Here is a 16,029-nt window from a genome sequence, read left to right on the forward strand (position 1 = left end):
TCCCACCGCTCGGTCGGTGAGTTCAATCGACATCACCGACCCCAGGCAGGAAGGACCCCGATGAGCCGGCGCATCCGGATCGGCATCGACACCGGTGGCACGTTCACCGACGTCGTCGCCTTCGACGAACGGTCGGGCGAGCTCGTCACGACCAAGACGCCCTCCACCCCGGCCAACCCGGCCGACGGCTTCCTCGCCGGCATCGACAAGGTCCTGGAGCTGCTGGGTGCGGGCCAGAGGAGCGCAGGCGGAACGAGCATCAGAACAGCCGCCGAGATCGAGGCCGTCAGCCACGGCACGACCGTCGCCACCAACCTCCTGCTCGAGGGGAAGGTCGGCCGGCTCGGTTTCGTGACCACCGCCGGCTACGAGGCCATGCTGGAGATCGCCCGCCAGTCAGTGCCGGACGGCTACGGCAACTCCTACTTCTGGGTCAAGCCGAACCGGATCGTGCCCCGGGACCTGGTCCGCGGAGTGGAGGGCCGGCTCGACTTCACCGGCGCCGAGGTCCGCCCGTTCGACGAGGCCGGGGCCCGCGCGACCGCCCGCTGGTTCCGCGACCACGGCGTCGACACCCTGGGCGTCTGCTTCCTGCACGCCTACGCCGACCCCACCCACGAGCAGCGGATGCGGGAGGTCCTCGCCGAGGAGCACCCGGCCGCCGTCGTGTCGCTGTCCAGCGAGGTCCTGCGCGAGTACCGCGAGTTCGAGCGGGCCACGACGGTCCTCGTCGACGCCGCGGTGAAGCCGCGGCTGTCGGCCTACGTCGCCAACATCACCGAGCGGCTCACCGAGTACGACGGCCGCGCGATCCCGTTCTACGTCATGAAGTCCAACGGCGGCGTCCTGTCCGCCGACGAGGTCGTCCACCAGCCGATCACGACCGTCCTGTCCGGACCTGCCGCCGGGGCGCTCGGTGCCGCGCTGATCGCGCAGGAGGCCGGCTACGACAAGGTCCTCACCTCCGACGGCGGCGGCACCTCCACCGACGTCAGCGTCGTCATCGGGGGCGAGCCGACGCTCACCACCGAGGGCACGGTCGGGCGGTTCCCGTCCAAGATCCCGATGATCGACGTCGTGACCGTCGGCGCCGGCGGTGGCTCGATCGCCTGGATCTCGCCGGAGGGCACCCTCAAGGTCGGCCCGCACTCGGCCGGCGCCGACCCCGGTCCGCTCTGCTACGGCAGGGGCGGCACCGAGGTGACCGTCACCGACGCGCACGTCGTCCTCGGCCGCATCCCCCCGCACCTGCTCGGCGGGGAGATCCCGCTCGATGTCGACGCCGCCCGCGCCGGCATCGAGCGCCTGGCCAAGGAGCTCGACCTGACCCCGGAGGCCTGTGCCACCGGCGTCCTGGAGATCTCCGCCTGGAACCAGGCCAACGCGTTGCGCCAGGTCACCGTCAAGCGCGGCCTCGACGTGCGCGACTTCGCCCTCACCACCTTCGGCGGGTCCGGGTCCCTGCTGCTGTGCCGGCTCGTCGACGTGCTCGGCGTCCCGACCGTCCTGGTCCCGCCGAACCCCGGCAACGTGTCCGCGTTCGGCCTGCTCACCGTGGACGTGAAGAACGACTACGTGCAGACCCACGTCGCGCTGGCCGACGGGCTCGACCCGGCCGAGGTCTCCCGCGTCGTCGACGACCTCACCGCGCAGGCCGCGGCCGCGCTGGGCCGGGAGGGGTTCCGGGCCGCGCAGCACGCCTTCGTCCGCACCGCCGACCTGCGCTACTTCGGGCAGGCCTTCGAGGTGCGCGTCCCGGTGCCGGACGGACCCGTCACCCCGGACACCCTGGCCGCGGTCGCCGACGCCTTCCACGCCGCGCACCGGGCCCTCTACGGCTACGACTTCGCGGGCGACCCCGGCCAGCAGGTCGAGTGGGTCAACATCCGCGTCTCGGGCATCGGCCCGATCCGCCGCCCGGAGATCGCCACCCACGACCTCGTCGCCGACCCGGTCGTCGCCGCGGCGGGCCGGCGCCCGGTCTGCTTCGACGCCGCGCAGGGCTACCTCGACACCCCGGTGTACCGGCGGACCGACCTCGTCCCCGGCGCGGTCGTCGACGGCCCGGCCGTCGTCGAGGAGTTCGGCTCCACCGTCCCGCTGCACCCGGGCTTCACCGCCCGCGTCGACAGCCGCCTGAACATCATCGTGACCCGGAGGGCCGCCCAGTGACCCCAGCGACCCCAGCGACGACCGACCGCCCGGCCGACACCGGCTCGCGTCGCGCCCCCACGGCGTTTCCCTTCGGCCCACTGACCGAGGACGCCGGTGCGAGCGCCGACCCGGTCCTCGTCGAGATCGTGCAGGGCTCGCTGACCAGTGTGGAGTCCGAGGTCGAGACGGCTATCGCCCGCACCAGCCGCAGCCCGATGATCCGCGACGCGCACGACTTCCGGGCCGGCATCCACGACCGGAGGCTGCGCAAGCTCACCGGCCGCTCCTACTCCGCGCTCGTGCACCCGATCGCCCGGGAGTTCCCGCTGGACCAGATGCGCGAGGGCGACGTCTTCTTCCACAACGACGTCTACCGCTCCGAGGGCGGCATCGGTCACCTGCCCGACCTGTGCGTCACCGTCCCGGTGTTCGCGGGTCCCGCGGAGGACCGGCGGGTGGTCGCGTTCGTGCAGGCCTTCGGCCACCACGACGACATCGGCGGGGCGGTCCCCGGCTCGATGCCCTCGAACGCCACGAGTGTGTTCGAGGAGGGACTGATGGTCCCGCCGATCCGGCTGTGGGACGCGGGCGTCCCGAACCGGGCCGCCCTGGCGATCATGACGCGCAACTCCCGGATGCCCGACTCGCTCGCCGCCGACCTCGACGCCGAGTGCTCGGCCTGCCTGATGGGTGCCCGTCGCCTCGGCGAGCTCTTCGACCGCTACGGCACCGACACCGTCGAGTCCTGCTTCGACGCGATCATCTCCCGCACCACCGAGACCTACCGCCGCGAGATCCTCGGCCGGATCCCGGTGGGGACCTGGACCTGGGAGGACTACGCCGAGCACGACGGCGTCGACGAGCCCCGCCTGCACGCCCAGCGGATCACGCTCACCCGCACCGGCCCCGACGACCCCGACGGCGAGCGGCTGATCCTCGACTTCGCCGGCACCTCCCCGCAGGCCAAGGGGCCGATCAACCACTGCGGCGACTACTCCGACGGCGTCTTCCTCAAGAAGTGGCTCGCGCCGATCCTGCGCAACCTCGCCGACTCCCCGGAGCGGATGGCCGAGCTCGACGTCAACGAGGGGGTCGTCCCGCTCATCGAGATGCGGTTCCCGCCGCCCGGGACGCTGCTGACCCCGGTGTTCCCCGCGCCGACCAACGCGCGCACCTTCGTCATCCTGCGGCTGCTCGGGGTGCTCGCCGGTGTCGTCGCCAAGGCCGTCGACGGCCGGATGCCCGCCGACCAGGAGACGATCCGCTACACCGGCGTCTACGGCGAGGACCTCGAGGGCCGCCCGTACCTCATGCGCGAGGTGCTGGGCGGTGGCTCCGGCGGCCGCTACTACGCCGACGGCGAGGACACCATCCACGTCGTCCCCGACTCGCGGAACCTGCCTACCGAGTTCACCGAGGCCCGCTTCCCGTTCCGGGTCGAGTCGCTGTCGCTGGCCACCGACTCCGGCGGCGCCGGGGAGTTCCGTGGTGGCCTCGGCTACGAGAAGCACGTCCGGATGCTCAAGGACGCGCACTTCATGTCGATCGCGGACCGGTCGATCCTGGCCTGCTGGGGGGTCCGCGGCGGGAAGGCGGGGCGGCCCTTCGAGGTCGTGATCGACCCGGGCGGGCCGCGCGAGCGGGTGGTCGACGCGCTGGCCGACGCCGAGCCGGTCCGGGCCGGTGAGGTGATCCGGATCCGCACCACCGGGGGCGGCGGCTGGGGCGACCCGCTGCGCCGCGACCCGGCGGCCGTCGTGCGGGACGTGCTGTGGCGCAAGGTGTCCGCCGCGGCGGCGCTGGCCGACTACGGCGTCGTCCTGACCGGGGACCTCGACGACGGCACCCTCGGCTTCGACGCGGGCGCCACCACGGCCGAGCGCGCGGATCGCGCCGCGTGGTCCCGCGACGACGACGCGTTCTTCGACCGCGGCCCCGGCTACGCGACGCTGGCCGGCGGGGCCGCGTACGCCGACGTCGACCGGCTCTGAGGTCGCCGTGCGGGTCGTGATCTGCGGGGGCCACGGCAAGACCGGGCGGGCGGTGGCGGCCGCGCTGCGGGCGCGGGGCGCCACCGCCGTCCCGCTGGGGCGCGCGGACGACGTCGCCGGGGCCGCGGCCGGCGCCGACGCCGCCTACCTGATCGCCCCGAACCTGCACCCGGACGAGCCCGCGCTGGTCGCGGGCTGGCTCGACGGGCTCCGCACCGCGGGCGTCACCCGGGTCGGCTACCACTCGGTGGCCGCGCCGTACGCCCCGGACATGCCGCACCACCTGGGCAAGGCCAGGGCCGAGGACGTCGTCCGCCGGTCCGGGCTGCGCTGGACGATCCTGCAGCCCGGCGCCTACCTGCAGAACCTGGACCTGACCGGGCCGGTCCGGGTGCCCTACGACGTGCACGCCGTCTTCGGGTTCGCCGACCTCGACGAGGTCGGGGCGGCCGCCGCGACCGTCCTGACCGAACCCGGCCACGAGGGCGCCACCTACGAGCTCGCGACGCGCACCGCGACCGTCGCCGAGCTGGCGGCGGAGGCGGGCACGACCGCCGAGCGGGTCCCCGGGCCGTCCGGCCTCGGCCCGGTTCTCGACGCGATGTTCGCCTACTACGACCGGTACGGCCTGCCCGTGGGCACCCGCCCGCTCGCCCATCTCCTCGGGAAGGAGCACCCATGATCGTCGGTGACCCCTGCCGGCGAGCAGGCCCGGTCTCCGCCGCCGGTGCCACGGCGAGCGGCACGGCGGCCACCCCGCTCCCGGGGGCGTCGTCGTGAGGGTCCTGCTGGCACTGGGCGGCAACGCGATGACCGCCGCCGACGGCAGCGCGCGGCCGGAGGACCAGATCGCCGCGGCGCGCGTCGCCGCCGGGGCGGTGGCCGGGCTGCTGGCCCGCGACCACGACATCGTCATCACCCACGGCAACGGCCCGCAGGTCGGGAACCTGCTGGTCAAGAACGAGCTGGCGGCCGCCGTCGTCCCACCGGTCGGGCTGGACTGGTGCGGCGCGCAGACCCAGGGGACGCTCGGCTTCGTCCTCACCACGGCGCTCGACGCGGCGCTGGCGGCGGCCGGGGTCGACCGGCGCACCGCCGCCGTGGTGACCCGCACCCGGGTCGCGGCCGACGACCCGGGCCTGCTCCGGCCGTCGAAGCCGGTCGGGCGCCACCTCCCTGCCGACGAGGCCGCCGTGCTGGTCGCACACGGCCAGACCTGGCAGGACCGTGGCGAGCGGGGATGGCGCCGGATGGTCGCCTCGCCCGAGCCGCTCGAGATCGTCGACGGCCCGGCGATCCGGGCCCTGGTCGACGCCGGGTTCGTCGTCGTCGGCAACGGCGGCGGCGGGATCCCGGTCGTGCGGCTGCCCGGCGGCGAGCTGGCCGGCGTCGAGGCCGTCATCGACAAGGACCTCGGTGCCGCGCTGTTCGCCCGCACGGTCGGCGCGGACGTGCTCGTCATCGGCACCGACGTACCGCACGCGGTGCTGCACTTCGGGACCCCGGCCGCCGAGCCGCTCGGCACGATCGGTGTCGAGAAGCTGCGTGCCCACGCCGCCGACGGTCACTTCGCCGGCGGCTCGATGGGCCCCAAGGTCGACGCGGCCTGCCGCTTCGTCGAGAACGGCGGCACCCGCGCCGTCATCACCGACCTCGCCCACATCACCGAGGCCGTCACCGGCGACGCCGGAACCGTCGTCGTCCCGTCCTGAGACCGCTGGAGAAGGAGAGTCCGTCATGCCCGACGCCATCGAGGTGCGCAAGGTCCCGATCCACTCCGTGGCCGACGCGAGCGAGCTCGCGTCGCTGATCGACGACGGGGTCCTGCACGCCGACCGGGTCGTCGCGATCATCGGCAAGACCGAGGGGAACGGCGGGGTCAACGACTACACCCGCATCATCGCCGACCGTGCCTTCCGCGAGGTGCTGGTCGAGAAGGGCGCCCTGGCCGAGCAGGTCCGGGAGGTCCCGATCGTCTGGTCCGGCGGCACCGACGGCGTGATCAGCCCGCACGCGACGATCTTCGCGACCGTCCCGCCGGAGGACGTCGTGCCCTCCGACGAGCCCCGTCTGACCGTCGGCTTCGCGATGAGCGAGCAGCTGGCACCGGAGGACATCGGCCGCACGCCGATGATCACCAAGGTGGCCGACGCGGTGCAGGCCGCGATGAAGAAGGCCGGCATCACCGACCCCGCCGACGTGCACTACGTCCAGACCAAGACCCCGCTGCTGACCATCCACACCATCCGTGACGCCAAGTCCCGCGGGAAGACCGTGTGGACCGAGCACACCCACGAGTCGATGGATCTGTCCAACGGCTGCACCGCGCTCGGCGTCGCCGTGGCGCTCGGCGAGATCGAGATGCCGTCCGACGCCGACGTCATGCACGACCGCGGGCTCTACTCGGCGGTGGCGTCCTGCTCGTCGGGCGTCGAGCTGGACCGGGCCCAGGTCGTCGTGGTCGGGAACGCGACCGGGGTCGGCGGCCGCTACCGGATCGGGCACTCGGTGATGACCGACGCCCTTGACGCCGACGGCATCTGGAAGGCGATCCGCGACGCGGGCCTGGACCTGCCGGAGCGGCCGCACACCTCGGACCTGGACGGTCGCCTGGTCAACGTGTTCCTCAAGTGCGAGGCGTCGCAGGACGGCACCGTCCGCGGCCGGCGCAACGCCATGCTCGACGACTCCGACGTGCACTGGCACCGCCAGATCAAGGCCTGCGTCGGCGGGGTCACCGCCGCCGTCACCGGCGACCCCGCGGTGTTCGTGTCCGTGTCCGCGGCCCACCAGGGCCCCGAGGGAGGCGGGCCGGTCGCCGCCATCGTCGACCTGGGGTGAGCGCGCCCCGGACCGCTGCTCACCGGAGCGCGCGGTCCCGCCCGGCACTGGCCGCCACGGTGGCGGTGCCGGGCGCGGCGAGCCGGATGCGCCAGGCCCCGCACCGGCAGCGTTGGTAGCTCACCACGCCGTCGGAGGTGCGGTGCCGGGACGCGGTGCGCCATTCGTGGTCCAGGGGTGTGCTCACGACGACCACGCTGCTGTAATGGTTCAGTGCATATCAACCCTTACGGTCAGGATCCGGTCCTGCTCGCGGCCGACCTGGTGAACGTGCCGCCGTCCTCGACCGAGGAGCTGGTGGAGCGTTGCCTCGCCGCCGGGGTGTCCCGTGACTGGGAGCCGGTCGGGTCCGACCTGCCCGCGGTGCGGGACTTCCTGCGCCGGTGGGAGGAGGTCGTCGACGCCGGACCCGGCGCGGAGCGGGCACGGCTGCTCAACGCCCTGCTCGCCGAGTCGACCGGGCCACCGCGGCTCACCGACCACGACGGGCACTGGCACCTGCACCACCGCGACGACGGCCTGGGCCTGGCCGGTGTGCTGCGTGCCCTGCTCGCGACCGGCACCGCCACCCACCTGGCGACCCGGGGGATGGACCGGCTCGGCCGGTGCGCCGCGCAGGGCTGCACCCGCGTCTACGCCGACGTCTCCCGCAACGGCAGGCAGCGCTACTGCAGCGCACGCTGCGGCAACACCGACGCGGTCCGTCGGCACCGCCGTCGTACGACGGTCGGGTGAGGGGCGGCTCATACCCGAGCGCCGGTCCGTGGGCGAGCCCGTGTGGTCTGGGTCATCGGTGACCGTCCAGATCCTGAAAACGGGCGGTGCTCGCCGGTACTGTTCCGTTCCGACCAGCGCCGCCGATGCGTCACCTGCGCATCACGGCGGTCGAAGTGTGCACCCGACGGCTCCCACGCGGAGTCAGGATTGGAGGTCGGCGTGGCCCTCGTCGTGCAGAAGTACGGCGGTTCGTCGGTCGAGAACGCGGAGCGCATCAAGAAGGTCGCCGAGCGCATCGTCCGCACCCGCAAGGAGGGCCACGATGTCGTCGTCGTCGTGTCCGCCATGGGTGACACCACCGACGAGCTGACCGATCTCGCCGAGCAGATCTCCCCGAAGCCGCCGCTGCGGGAGATGGACATGCTGCTCACCGCGGGGGAGCGCATCTCGAACGCGCTCGTCGCGATGGCGATCCACTCCCTCGGCGCCGAGGCCCGGTCGTTCACCGGCTCGCAGGCGGGGATGCTCACCACGTCCAAGCACGGTGACGCCCGCATCACCGAGGTGAACCCGTGGCGCCTGCGCGAGGCCCTCGACGAGGGGTACATCGTGCTCGTCGCCGGCTTCCAGGGCATGAGCGCGGACTCCCGCGACATCACCACGCTGGGCCGCGGCGGGTCGGACACCACCGCCGTCGCGCTGGCCGCCGCGCTGAACGCCGACGTCTGCGAGATCTACTCCGACGTCGACGGCGTCTACACCGCCGACCCGCGGATCGTCTCCAAGGCCAGCCTGCTCGAGACGGTCACCTACGAGGAGATGCTCGAGCTGGCCGCGTCCGGCGCGAAGGTGCTGCACCTGCGCGCCGTCGAGTACGCCCGCCGCTACGGCGTCCCGCTGCGGGTGCGCAGTTCCTACAACGACAAGCCGGGCACTCTGGTCTCCGGCTCGATCGAGGAGATCCCGTTGGAGAATCCGATCATCACCGGCGTCGCCCACGACCGGTCCGAGGGCAAGATCACCGTCACCGGCGTGCCGGACACCCCCGGGATGGCGGCGAAGATCTTCCGCACGGTCGCCGACGCGGAGATCAACATCGACATGGTGCTGCAGAACATCTCCAACGTCTCGGACAAGAAGACCGACATCACCTTCTCGCTGCCCCGCACCGACGGTGACACCGCCGTCGCGGCGCTGGAGCGCGCGAAGGCCGAGATCGGGTTCGCCGAGCTGATCTACGACAACGACATCGGCAAGGTCTCCCTGGTCGGCGCCGGCATGCGCAACCACCCCGGCGTCACCGCCAAGTTCTGCGAGGCGCTGTCCGACGCCGGGATCAACATCGAGACCATGAACACCTCGGAGATCCGGATCTCGGTGATCTGCCGCTCCGACCAGCTCGACGACGCGGTGCAGGCGCTGCACGTGGCGTTCGAGCTCGGCGCCGAGGACGACGCGGTGGTCGCCGCCGGAACGGGCCGGTGAGCGGGATGGCCATGGACAAGCCCGTTCTGGCGCTCGTCGGCGCGACCGGTGCCGTCGGCACCACCATGATCGAGATCATCGACGCGCGCGAGTCGGTGCCGTGGGGCGAGATCCGGCTGATCGCGTCCGCGCGCAGCGCCGGCAAGGTGCTGACGGTCCGCGGCCAGGACATCACCGTCCTGGAGCTCGCGCCCGAGGTCTTCGACGGCGTCGACATCGCGATGTTCGACGTGCCGGACGAGGTCTCCGCCGAGTGGGCGCCGATCGCCGCCTCCCGCGGCGCGATCGCCGTCGACAACTCCGGTGCGTTCCGGATGGACCCCGAGGTCCCGCTCGTGGTGCCCGAGGTCAACCCGGAGAAGGTGACCGAGCGCCCCAAGGGCATCATCGCCAACCCGAACTGCACGACGCTGTCGATGATGGCGGCGATGGGTGCGCTGCACCGCGAGTTCGGTCTCGAGGCGCTGGTGGTGTCGTCGTACCAGGCGGCGTCGGGCGCCGGTCAGCCCGGCATCGACCAGCTGCAGGCCGAGATCTCCGCGCTGGCGGGCAAGGACGCCGGCAAGGTCTCCGGCGACGTCGCCGCGGTGCTCACCGAGGCCGGGATCCCGGTCGGGGACGGCTCGCCGTTCCCCGCCCCGCTGGCGCTCAACGTCGTGCCGTGGGCGGGCTCGCTCAAGGAGGACGGCTGGTCGTCGGAGGAGCTGAAGGTCCGCAACGAGTCCCGCAAGATCCTCGGGATCCCGGAGCTCAAGGTCTCCGCGACCTGCGTGCGCGTCCCGGTCGTCACCACGCACGCGCTGGCGATCCACGCGACCTTCTCCTCGGAGGTCTCGGTGGACGCGGCCCGCAAGGTGCTCGGCGCGCAGCCGACCATCGTGGTGAAGGACGACCCGGCCGCCGGTGAGTGGCCGACCCCGGCCGACGCCGTCGGCGGGGACCCGACCGTGGTGGGCCGGATCCGGCAGTCGCTGGACTTCCCGAACACCCTGGAGCTGTTCGTGTGCGGGGACAACCTGCGCAAGGGCGCCGCGCTGAACACCTACGAGGTGGCGGAGACGGTCGCTGCGGCCGGCTGATACCTCCCTTCCACGACGACGGCCGCCGTCCCGGACATCCGGGGCGGCGGCCGTCGGTCGTGGAGGGTCTACGGCAGGCGCAGCGTCGAGACGATCGCGCGGTGGTCGGTGCCCGGCACCAGGTGCGTCGAGAAGGACTCCGCGCTGATACCGCCGGTGTAGACGATGTGGTCGATCTGCGGCCCCAGCCACGCCGGTGCCCAGGTCGGCCAGGTCCCGGCCAGCCCGTTGCCGGTCTGCGACCCGGCGTCGCCACAGCCCCTGATGGCGTCGCGGAACACCGAGTGGTCGAGGCTGGCGTTGAAGTCCCCGGCCACGATCGCCGGGCTCGTCCCGGAGCACCACTTGGCGACGGTCTCCAGGTCCGAGCGCCACTGCCCGACCGAGCGCGGCACCGGGGCGACGGAGTGGAACGCGACGAAGCGCAGGTCCCCCAGGCCGCCGCCGGTGATCTCGATGTAGTCGAAGCGGACGTCCTTGCCGACCCGGGTGCGGACGTCGCCGAGCCGGTCCGACCAGGCGACGGTGTTGCCGGTGACGTCGCGGTCCCAACGGTCGACGCTCGACGCGGTCCGGTAGCCCAGCGGCTCCAGCAGCGGGGCGATCTCGCTCTCGTAGCGCCCGCCCGCCTCCGGGATCGAGACGACGTCGGGGTTCTGCTCGGCGACGAGCGCGGCGAGGGACCGTGCGTCGGCGTTGCCCTCGTAGACGTTGAGCGCCAGCACCTTCAGCGGGGTCCCGCCGGCGGGGGCGGGGCTCGCCACGGTGCGGGGGAGCACCATCGCGGCGCCGACCAGCGCCACCAGCGCGAGGACGACCGGCACCGGCCAGAACCGGCGGGCGGCCAGGGTGATCAACAGGCCGACCACGACCAGCACGCCGAGCGCGGCGACCATCAGCGGCCGGAACGCGATGACCTGCGCGAACGGCGAGTGGGCGTCGAGGCCGACGAGGTCGGGCAGCGTCGCGAGCGCGGCCGCGGCGCCGAGGAGCAGCGCGAACCCCCAGCGCACCCGACCTCCCCGGCGACGGGGCCGCCCACTCGGGATGGGCTGGGTCTCGGAGTCGGGGTGGGGCGGTGCGCTCACTCGGTCCAGTCTGCCCGAGTGGCACACCCGTCCGCCGCGCCCGGGCGGTGCGCTGCGCTGATCGTCTGTGGACGCTCTCAGTGTCCGACTTGCGCGACCGCTCGTCGACCATCCGACGGCAGCGGGATCACCGAGATGCAGCCCAGCGGGCCTGGAAGATCCACGATTCCCGCTGAGGTGCATCTCGGTGACGCCGACGGCCGTGCGGCCCCGGCCGGTCAGGCCCGGGCCCGCAGCAGCGGCGCCGCCACCGCGGCGGCGACGACCGCGACCGACCCGCACACCAGCATCGCCGCGCCGGGGGACGCGGTGTCGACCAGCAGCCCCGCGAGCGGGGTCGCGATCGCGATCCCGAGCGTCGTCGCGGAGCCCTGCAGCCCGGTGACCAGGCCGCGCACCCGGTCCGGGGCGAGATCGCCGATCGCGGCACTGCCCGCCGCGAGCGTCGACGCGGTCGCCAGGCCCGCCGGAATCAGCAGGAACAGCAGGCTCCACCACGACCAGGCCAGCGCCGCCGGGAACGTCGCCAGACCGAGGGCGGCGAGCAGCAGCGGCAGGGGCAGGCTGCGGCGGGCACTGCCGTAGAGGAACCCGCCCACCAGCGACGCCAGGCACCACACCACGTTGACCAGCGCGATCGCCCACGCCTGCCCGGCGGAGGTGAGGGCGGCGATGAACGCGAACTCGGTGCCCATGATCGCGATCACCGCGGCGGTCACCGTCAGCAGCGCGCCGACCAGCGGCCGGGTCAGCCAGCTGCGCAGCGGTGGGCGGGGGCCGGAGCGGGCGGCCTCGTCGCCGTCGGCGCGGACCGGAGGGTCGAGCCGCCACAGCGCGATCCCGGCCAGGACGAACCCGGCGCCGATCACGCGCATCGTCGTCGCCGAGCCCAGCCACACCGTCAGCAGCGACCCGACGGCGGGCCCGGCCATGTAGGAGATCTCGACGGTCATCGAGTCCAGCGCGAACGCGGGGCGTCGCCGTCCCGGCGGGACGGCGGCCGCGATGACCTGCCGGACCAGGGAGAATACCGGGAGGGTCAGGACGCCGGCGACGAAGGCCGCGCCGAGCAGACCGGCGTAGCCGAGCAGCGGCGCGACCGACCAGAACAGCAGGCCCGCGGTCATCGTGAGGGCCAGGACCGGGCGCAGCCCGTAGCGGTCGACCACCGTCCCGAGCAGTGGGGCGCCGATCGCCATCCCGGTCGGGACCGCGGCGGCGACGAGGCCGGCGGCACCGAAGCCGTGGCCCAGGGTGGTGACGGTGTGCAGGGTCAGGGTGACGCCGACGGCCGTCGCGGGGATGCGGGCGGCCATGCCGATCGCGGTGATCGCGCCGACCCCGGGCAGGCGCAGCACGTCGGCGAACGCGCCGAGGCCAGTACGCGGTGCGGTGGCGGCGGTGTCGGGCACGACCCCATCCTGACCCGCGCCCCGGCGTCGTCGCGAACCGGTTCGGGGTTTCGACCTGGGCCGCACGGGAAGTCAGTGGGTACCGAACACCGCCGACCGCGACGCGGCCGCGCAGCCGCGGGAGCGTCTCGGTCGCACCGGCGGGCCATCACCCGCCCGCCCCACCCACCACGCGTACGAGGAGGCTCGGCCGTGACCACGTCGCACCAGCCCAAGCCCACCACCACGGACTCCGGCAGCCCGGTCGCCAGCGACGAGCACTCGCTGACCATCGGCCCCGACGGCCCGCTCCTGCTCAACGACCACTACCTCATCGAGCAGATGGCGAACTTCAACCGGGAGCGCATCCCGGAGCGTCAGCCCCACGCCAAGGGCGGCGGAGCCTTCGCGAAGTTCGAGACCACCGAGGACGTCTCGCAGTACACCAAGGCCGCGTTCCTGCAGCCCGGCGTCGAGTCCCGGGGGATCATCCGGTTCTCCACCGTCGCGGGTGAGCGTGGCAGCCCTGACACCTGGCGTGACCCGCGCGGGTTCTCGCTCAAGCTGTGGACCACCGAGGGCAACTGGGACATGGTCGGCAACAACACGCCGGTCTTCTTCGTCCGCGACCCGATGAAGTTCCAGCACTTCATCCGCAGCCAGAAGCGGCGCGTGGCGAACAACCTGCGCGACCACGACATGCAGTGGGACTTCTGGACGCTGTCGCCGGAGTCGGCGCACCAGGTCACCTGGCTGATGGGCGACCGGGGCATCCCGAAGTCCTGGCGGCAGATGAACGGCTACTCCAGCCACACCTACAGCTGGATCAACGACGCCGGCGAGATGGTCTGGGTGAAGTACCACTTCAAGTCCGACCAGGGCGTGGAGTGCCTGACCCAGGACGAGGCCGACACCCTCGCGGGCTCGGACCCCGACTACCACCAGGCCGACCTCTACAACGAGATCGAGGCGGGCAACCACCCGTCGTGGACGTTGTACGTGCAGGTCATGCCGTTCGCCGACGCGAAGACCTACCGGTACAACCCGTTCGACCTGACCAAGGTGTGGCCGCACAGCGACTACCCGCTGATCAAGGTCGGGAAGCTGACGCTGGACCAGAACGTCGAGGACTACCACGCCGAGATCGAGCAGGCCGCGTTCGAGCCGAACAACCTGGTGCCGGGCACCGGGCTGTCGCCGGACAAGATGCTGCTCGCCCGCGGGTTCTCCTACGCCGACGCCCACCGCGCCCGGCTCGGGGTCAACTACAAGCAGATCCCGGTCAACGCGCCGCGCAGCGAGGTGAACAACTACCAGAAGGACGGCGCGATGCGGATCACGAACACCCGTGACCCGATCTACGCGCCGAACTCCTACGGCGGCCCGGCGGCCGACCCGAAGCGGGTCTCGGAGGCTCTCTGGTACGCCGACGGCGACATGGTCCGCAGCGCGTACACGCTGCGCGAGTCCGACGACGACTGGGGCCAGGCGGGGATCATGGTCCGCGAGGTCTTCGACGACGCCGCCCGCGAACGGTTCGTCGGCAACGTCGCCGGGCACCTGCTCGACGGCGTGTCCGAGCCGGTCCTGCAGCGTGCCTTCGAGTACTGGCGCAACGTCGACAAGAACATCGGCGACCGGATCGAGCAGGCCGTCCGCAACGGCGGCTGACCGCTCCGCGCACCGCACGACGGCCCCGGGGACACCCCCGGGGCCGTCGTGCGTCCTAGGCTCGGGCCGTGGAGATCTGGCACAACCCGCGCTGCTCGAAGAGCCGCGCCGCCCTCGCGTTGCTGACCGAGCACGGTGCGGAGCCGACGGTGCGCCGCTACCTCGACGACCCGCCGAGCCGCGCCGAGCTCGAACGGGCGCTGGCCGCGCTGGGCACCGAGGACCCGCTCGCGATCACCCGCACCGGTGAGCCCGCGTTCCGCGAGCAGGGCCTCGCCGGGGCCGACCGGGACACCCTGCTCGACGCGCTGGCCGCCGAGCCGAAGCTGATCGAGCGGCCCGTGGTGATCGACGGCGACCGGGCCGTCGTGGGCAGGCCGCCGGAGAACGTGCTGGGCCTGCTCGGCGGGCGGCGTCAGCGCTGAGGTGCCGCGGGGACAGGGCGGTCAGGAGCCGACCGGCGGGTGTCCCAACGGGTGCTGGCGAGCCGTCGCTCGGCGAAGGTGAGCAGGTCGAACACGTCCTGCGCGAAGTAGCCCCGTGTCCCACGATCCAGTGCCCTGCGGGTGAGGATGCCGGCATCTGTCAACTCGTCGAGCGCTTTGTGCGCGGCCGGAGCGGAGACGCCGAGCAGACGGCAGAGCGTCGCAGCGGTCACGAGCGGGGCCTCTGGCAGGAGATCCAGGAGTCGTGCGACGGCGGACCCCGCTCGTGGGACGTCACGTATCCCACGCGTGGTTCGCAGGGCGGAGAGACGCGCGGACCAGTCGTCCCGCAGCTCCACGAGGTCTGCGCTGAAACGCTCGACCTGGTCGACGGCAGTCGCCGCCGCTTCGACGAATGTGGACAACCACGCTGCGGTGCCCTCCCAGGCTTCGGCCGAGTCCGCCGGACCCGTGTACCGGTACGCGGTCAACCCGTTGACATAGGCGTCCGAGTGGGTGAGCAACACCAGGCTGATCGGGAGGATGGCGGTGGGGGTGAGGCCGCGGCGCGTGAGGACGGTGTGGATCAGCGCGCGGCCGACGCGTCCGTTGCCGTCGGTGTACGGGTGGATCGTCTCGAACTGCGCATGCACCAGCGCGGCCTGCACCAGCGGGGCGTGGACGCCGCCCGTCGCGAAAGCGACCAGATCCTCCATCAGAGGATGTACCTGTTCCGGGGGAGGCGGCACGAAGTCGGCCCCGAGCGGATTCCACCCCCCGCCGCCGATCCAGTTCTGCACGGTGCGCAGACCGTGGTGGTCCTCGGGCAGCAGCGCCCGGTGCAGACCGTTGACGGCGTCGACCGTCACCGCGGCGCCTTCGGTCAGATCGGTCGCGGCGGCTCGCAGGACGGCGATGTTGTTCGCCACGAACCGAGCGCTCGCGCTGACCTTGCCCTGACCTACCCGTTCCGACTCCGCCAACTCGGCGATGGCCACCCGTTGCGCGGACACGTGCATCCCCTCGATACGGGACGACGCGATGGCCTCGGACCGTAGGAGGAAGCGGGCGAGACTCTCCAGTCCCCTGCCGCCGGGGCCGGTTGCCAGTCCTCGTACCGCGGACTCCACCGCCGCGGCTCTGTGGCCGAGCACGCCTCCGAGGGAGAGCGGTCGCCCGTCGAGGGG

The 16,029-nt window shown here is 72.8% G+C and carries 14 protein-coding genes; 10 read left to right on the top strand and 4 right to left on the bottom strand.

What is annotated here, in order from left to right; all coding sequences use genetic code 11:
- Positions 1 to 60: 60 nt before the first annotated feature.
- The 5 genes from Ae505Ps2_RS08855 to Ae505Ps2_RS08875 all read left to right on the top strand — a co-directional run bounded on the left by Ae505Ps2_RS08855 (position 61) and on the right by Ae505Ps2_RS08875 (position 6,986).
- Complete coding sequence (locus tag Ae505Ps2_RS08855) at positions 61 to 2,172, top strand: hydantoinase/oxoprolinase family protein (protein ID WP_075553556.1); 2,112 nt, start codon at positions 61 to 63, stop codon at positions 2,170 to 2,172.
- Positions 2,169 to 4,145 carry a hydantoinase B/oxoprolinase family protein gene (locus Ae505Ps2_RS08860; RefSeq protein WP_083702526.1) on the top strand — a complete coding sequence of 659 codons (1,977 nt, stop codon included), beginning with the start codon at positions 2,169 to 2,171 and terminating at the stop codon, positions 4,143 to 4,145. The genes Ae505Ps2_RS08855 and Ae505Ps2_RS08860 overlap by 4 nt, the downstream gene beginning before the upstream one ends.
- A gap of 7 nt (positions 4,146 to 4,152) precedes the next feature.
- Positions 4,153 to 4,827, top strand: a complete 675-nt coding sequence (locus tag Ae505Ps2_RS08865; protein WP_075308848.1) for an NAD(P)H-binding protein — start codon at positions 4,153 to 4,155, stop codon at positions 4,825 to 4,827.
- 94 nt (positions 4,828 to 4,921) lie between these two features.
- A complete protein-coding gene (locus Ae505Ps2_RS08870; protein WP_075308846.1) occupies positions 4,922 to 5,857 on the top strand; it encodes a carbamate kinase in 936 nt (311 codons plus the stop codon).
- Between the two features lie 25 nt (positions 5,858 to 5,882).
- Positions 5,883 to 6,986 carry a ring-opening amidohydrolase gene (locus Ae505Ps2_RS08875; RefSeq protein WP_075553557.1) on the top strand — a complete coding sequence of 368 codons (1,104 nt, stop codon included), beginning with the start codon at positions 5,883 to 5,885 and terminating at the stop codon, positions 6,984 to 6,986.
- A 19-nt stretch (positions 6,987 to 7,005) separates the two neighbouring features.
- On the opposite strand, the gene Ae505Ps2_RS31850 is transcribed toward Ae505Ps2_RS08875, so the two are convergent.
- The gene (locus Ae505Ps2_RS31850; RefSeq protein WP_158071558.1) at positions 7,006 to 7,173 is read right to left on the bottom strand and encodes a hypothetical protein; all 168 of its coding nucleotides are present in this window, start codon (positions 7,171 to 7,173) and stop codon (positions 7,006 to 7,008) included.
- A 26-nt stretch (positions 7,174 to 7,199) separates the two neighbouring features.
- Here Ae505Ps2_RS31850 and Ae505Ps2_RS08880 point away from each other — a divergent pair, with 26 nt between their 5' ends.
- The 3 genes from Ae505Ps2_RS08880 to Ae505Ps2_RS08890 all read left to right on the top strand — a co-directional run bounded on the left by Ae505Ps2_RS08880 (position 7,200) and on the right by Ae505Ps2_RS08890 (position 10,267).
- Positions 7,200 to 7,721, top strand: coding sequence for a CGNR zinc finger domain-containing protein (locus Ae505Ps2_RS08880; RefSeq protein WP_075308842.1), 522 nt, complete (start codon positions 7,200 to 7,202; stop codon positions 7,719 to 7,721).
- A gap of 201 nt (positions 7,722 to 7,922) precedes the next feature.
- Positions 7,923 to 9,188 (top strand): aspartate kinase, encoded by a 1,266-nt coding sequence (locus Ae505Ps2_RS08885; protein WP_075334404.1) that lies wholly within the window; start codon positions 7,923 to 7,925, stop codon positions 9,186 to 9,188.
- Positions 9,189 to 9,193: 5 nt separating this feature from the next.
- Positions 9,194 to 10,267, top strand: a complete 1,074-nt coding sequence (locus tag Ae505Ps2_RS08890) for an aspartate-semialdehyde dehydrogenase (RefSeq protein ID WP_075312495.1) — start codon at positions 9,194 to 9,196, stop codon at positions 10,265 to 10,267.
- A gap of 68 nt (positions 10,268 to 10,335) precedes the next feature.
- Here Ae505Ps2_RS08890 and Ae505Ps2_RS08895 read toward each other — a convergent pair whose 3' ends face one another.
- Positions 10,336 to 11,355, bottom strand: coding sequence for an endonuclease/exonuclease/phosphatase family protein (locus tag Ae505Ps2_RS08895; protein ID WP_139320149.1), 1,020 nt, complete (start codon positions 11,353 to 11,355; stop codon positions 10,336 to 10,338).
- A gap of 218 nt (positions 11,356 to 11,573) precedes the next feature.
- On the bottom strand, positions 11,574 to 12,767 hold the full coding sequence (locus Ae505Ps2_RS08900) for an MFS transporter (protein WP_020623585.1): 1,194 nt from the start codon (positions 12,765 to 12,767) through the stop codon (positions 11,574 to 11,576).
- A 192-nt stretch (positions 12,768 to 12,959) separates the two neighbouring features.
- Between Ae505Ps2_RS08900 and Ae505Ps2_RS08905 the strand changes: the two genes are divergently transcribed.
- Together Ae505Ps2_RS08905 and arsC are read left to right on the top strand one after the other, a co-directional pair.
- Positions 12,960 to 14,417 carry a catalase gene (locus Ae505Ps2_RS08905; protein WP_020623584.1) on the top strand — a complete coding sequence of 486 codons (1,458 nt, stop codon included), beginning with the start codon at positions 12,960 to 12,962 and terminating at the stop codon, positions 14,415 to 14,417.
- 68 nt (positions 14,418 to 14,485) lie between these two features.
- Positions 14,486 to 14,842: an arsenate reductase (glutaredoxin) gene (gene arsC, locus Ae505Ps2_RS08910; protein WP_020623583.1), complete on the top strand. Its 357-nt coding sequence runs from the start codon at positions 14,486 to 14,488 to the stop codon at positions 14,840 to 14,842.
- Here the strand turns inward: arsC and Ae505Ps2_RS08915 are convergent.
- Positions 14,833 to 15,855 carry a Fic family protein gene (locus Ae505Ps2_RS08915; RefSeq protein ID WP_233147707.1) on the bottom strand — a complete coding sequence of 341 codons (1,023 nt, stop codon included), beginning with the start codon at positions 15,853 to 15,855 and terminating at the stop codon, positions 14,833 to 14,835. The genes arsC and Ae505Ps2_RS08915 overlap by 10 nt on opposite strands.
- Positions 15,856 to 16,029: the final 174 nt, after the last annotated feature.

It is taken from the genome of Pseudonocardia sp. Ae505_Ps2, assembly GCF_001932425.1.
GTDB lineage: Bacteria > Actinomycetota > Actinomycetes > Mycobacteriales > Pseudonocardiaceae > Pseudonocardia.

Excerpts from the sequence above, each read along its gene's own strand:
- Ae505Ps2_RS08855 (WP_075553556.1), top strand. The coding sequence starts at position 61 with ATGAGCCGGCGCATCCGGATCGGCATCGACACCGGTGGCACGTTCACC.
- Ae505Ps2_RS08875 (WP_075553557.1), top strand. The coding sequence starts at position 5,883 with ATGCCCGACGCCATCGAGGTGCGCAAGGTCCCGATCCACTCCGTGGCC.
- Ae505Ps2_RS08890 (WP_075312495.1), top strand. The coding sequence starts at position 9,194 with ATGGCCATGGACAAGCCCGTTCTGGCGCTCGTCGGCGCGACCGGTGCC.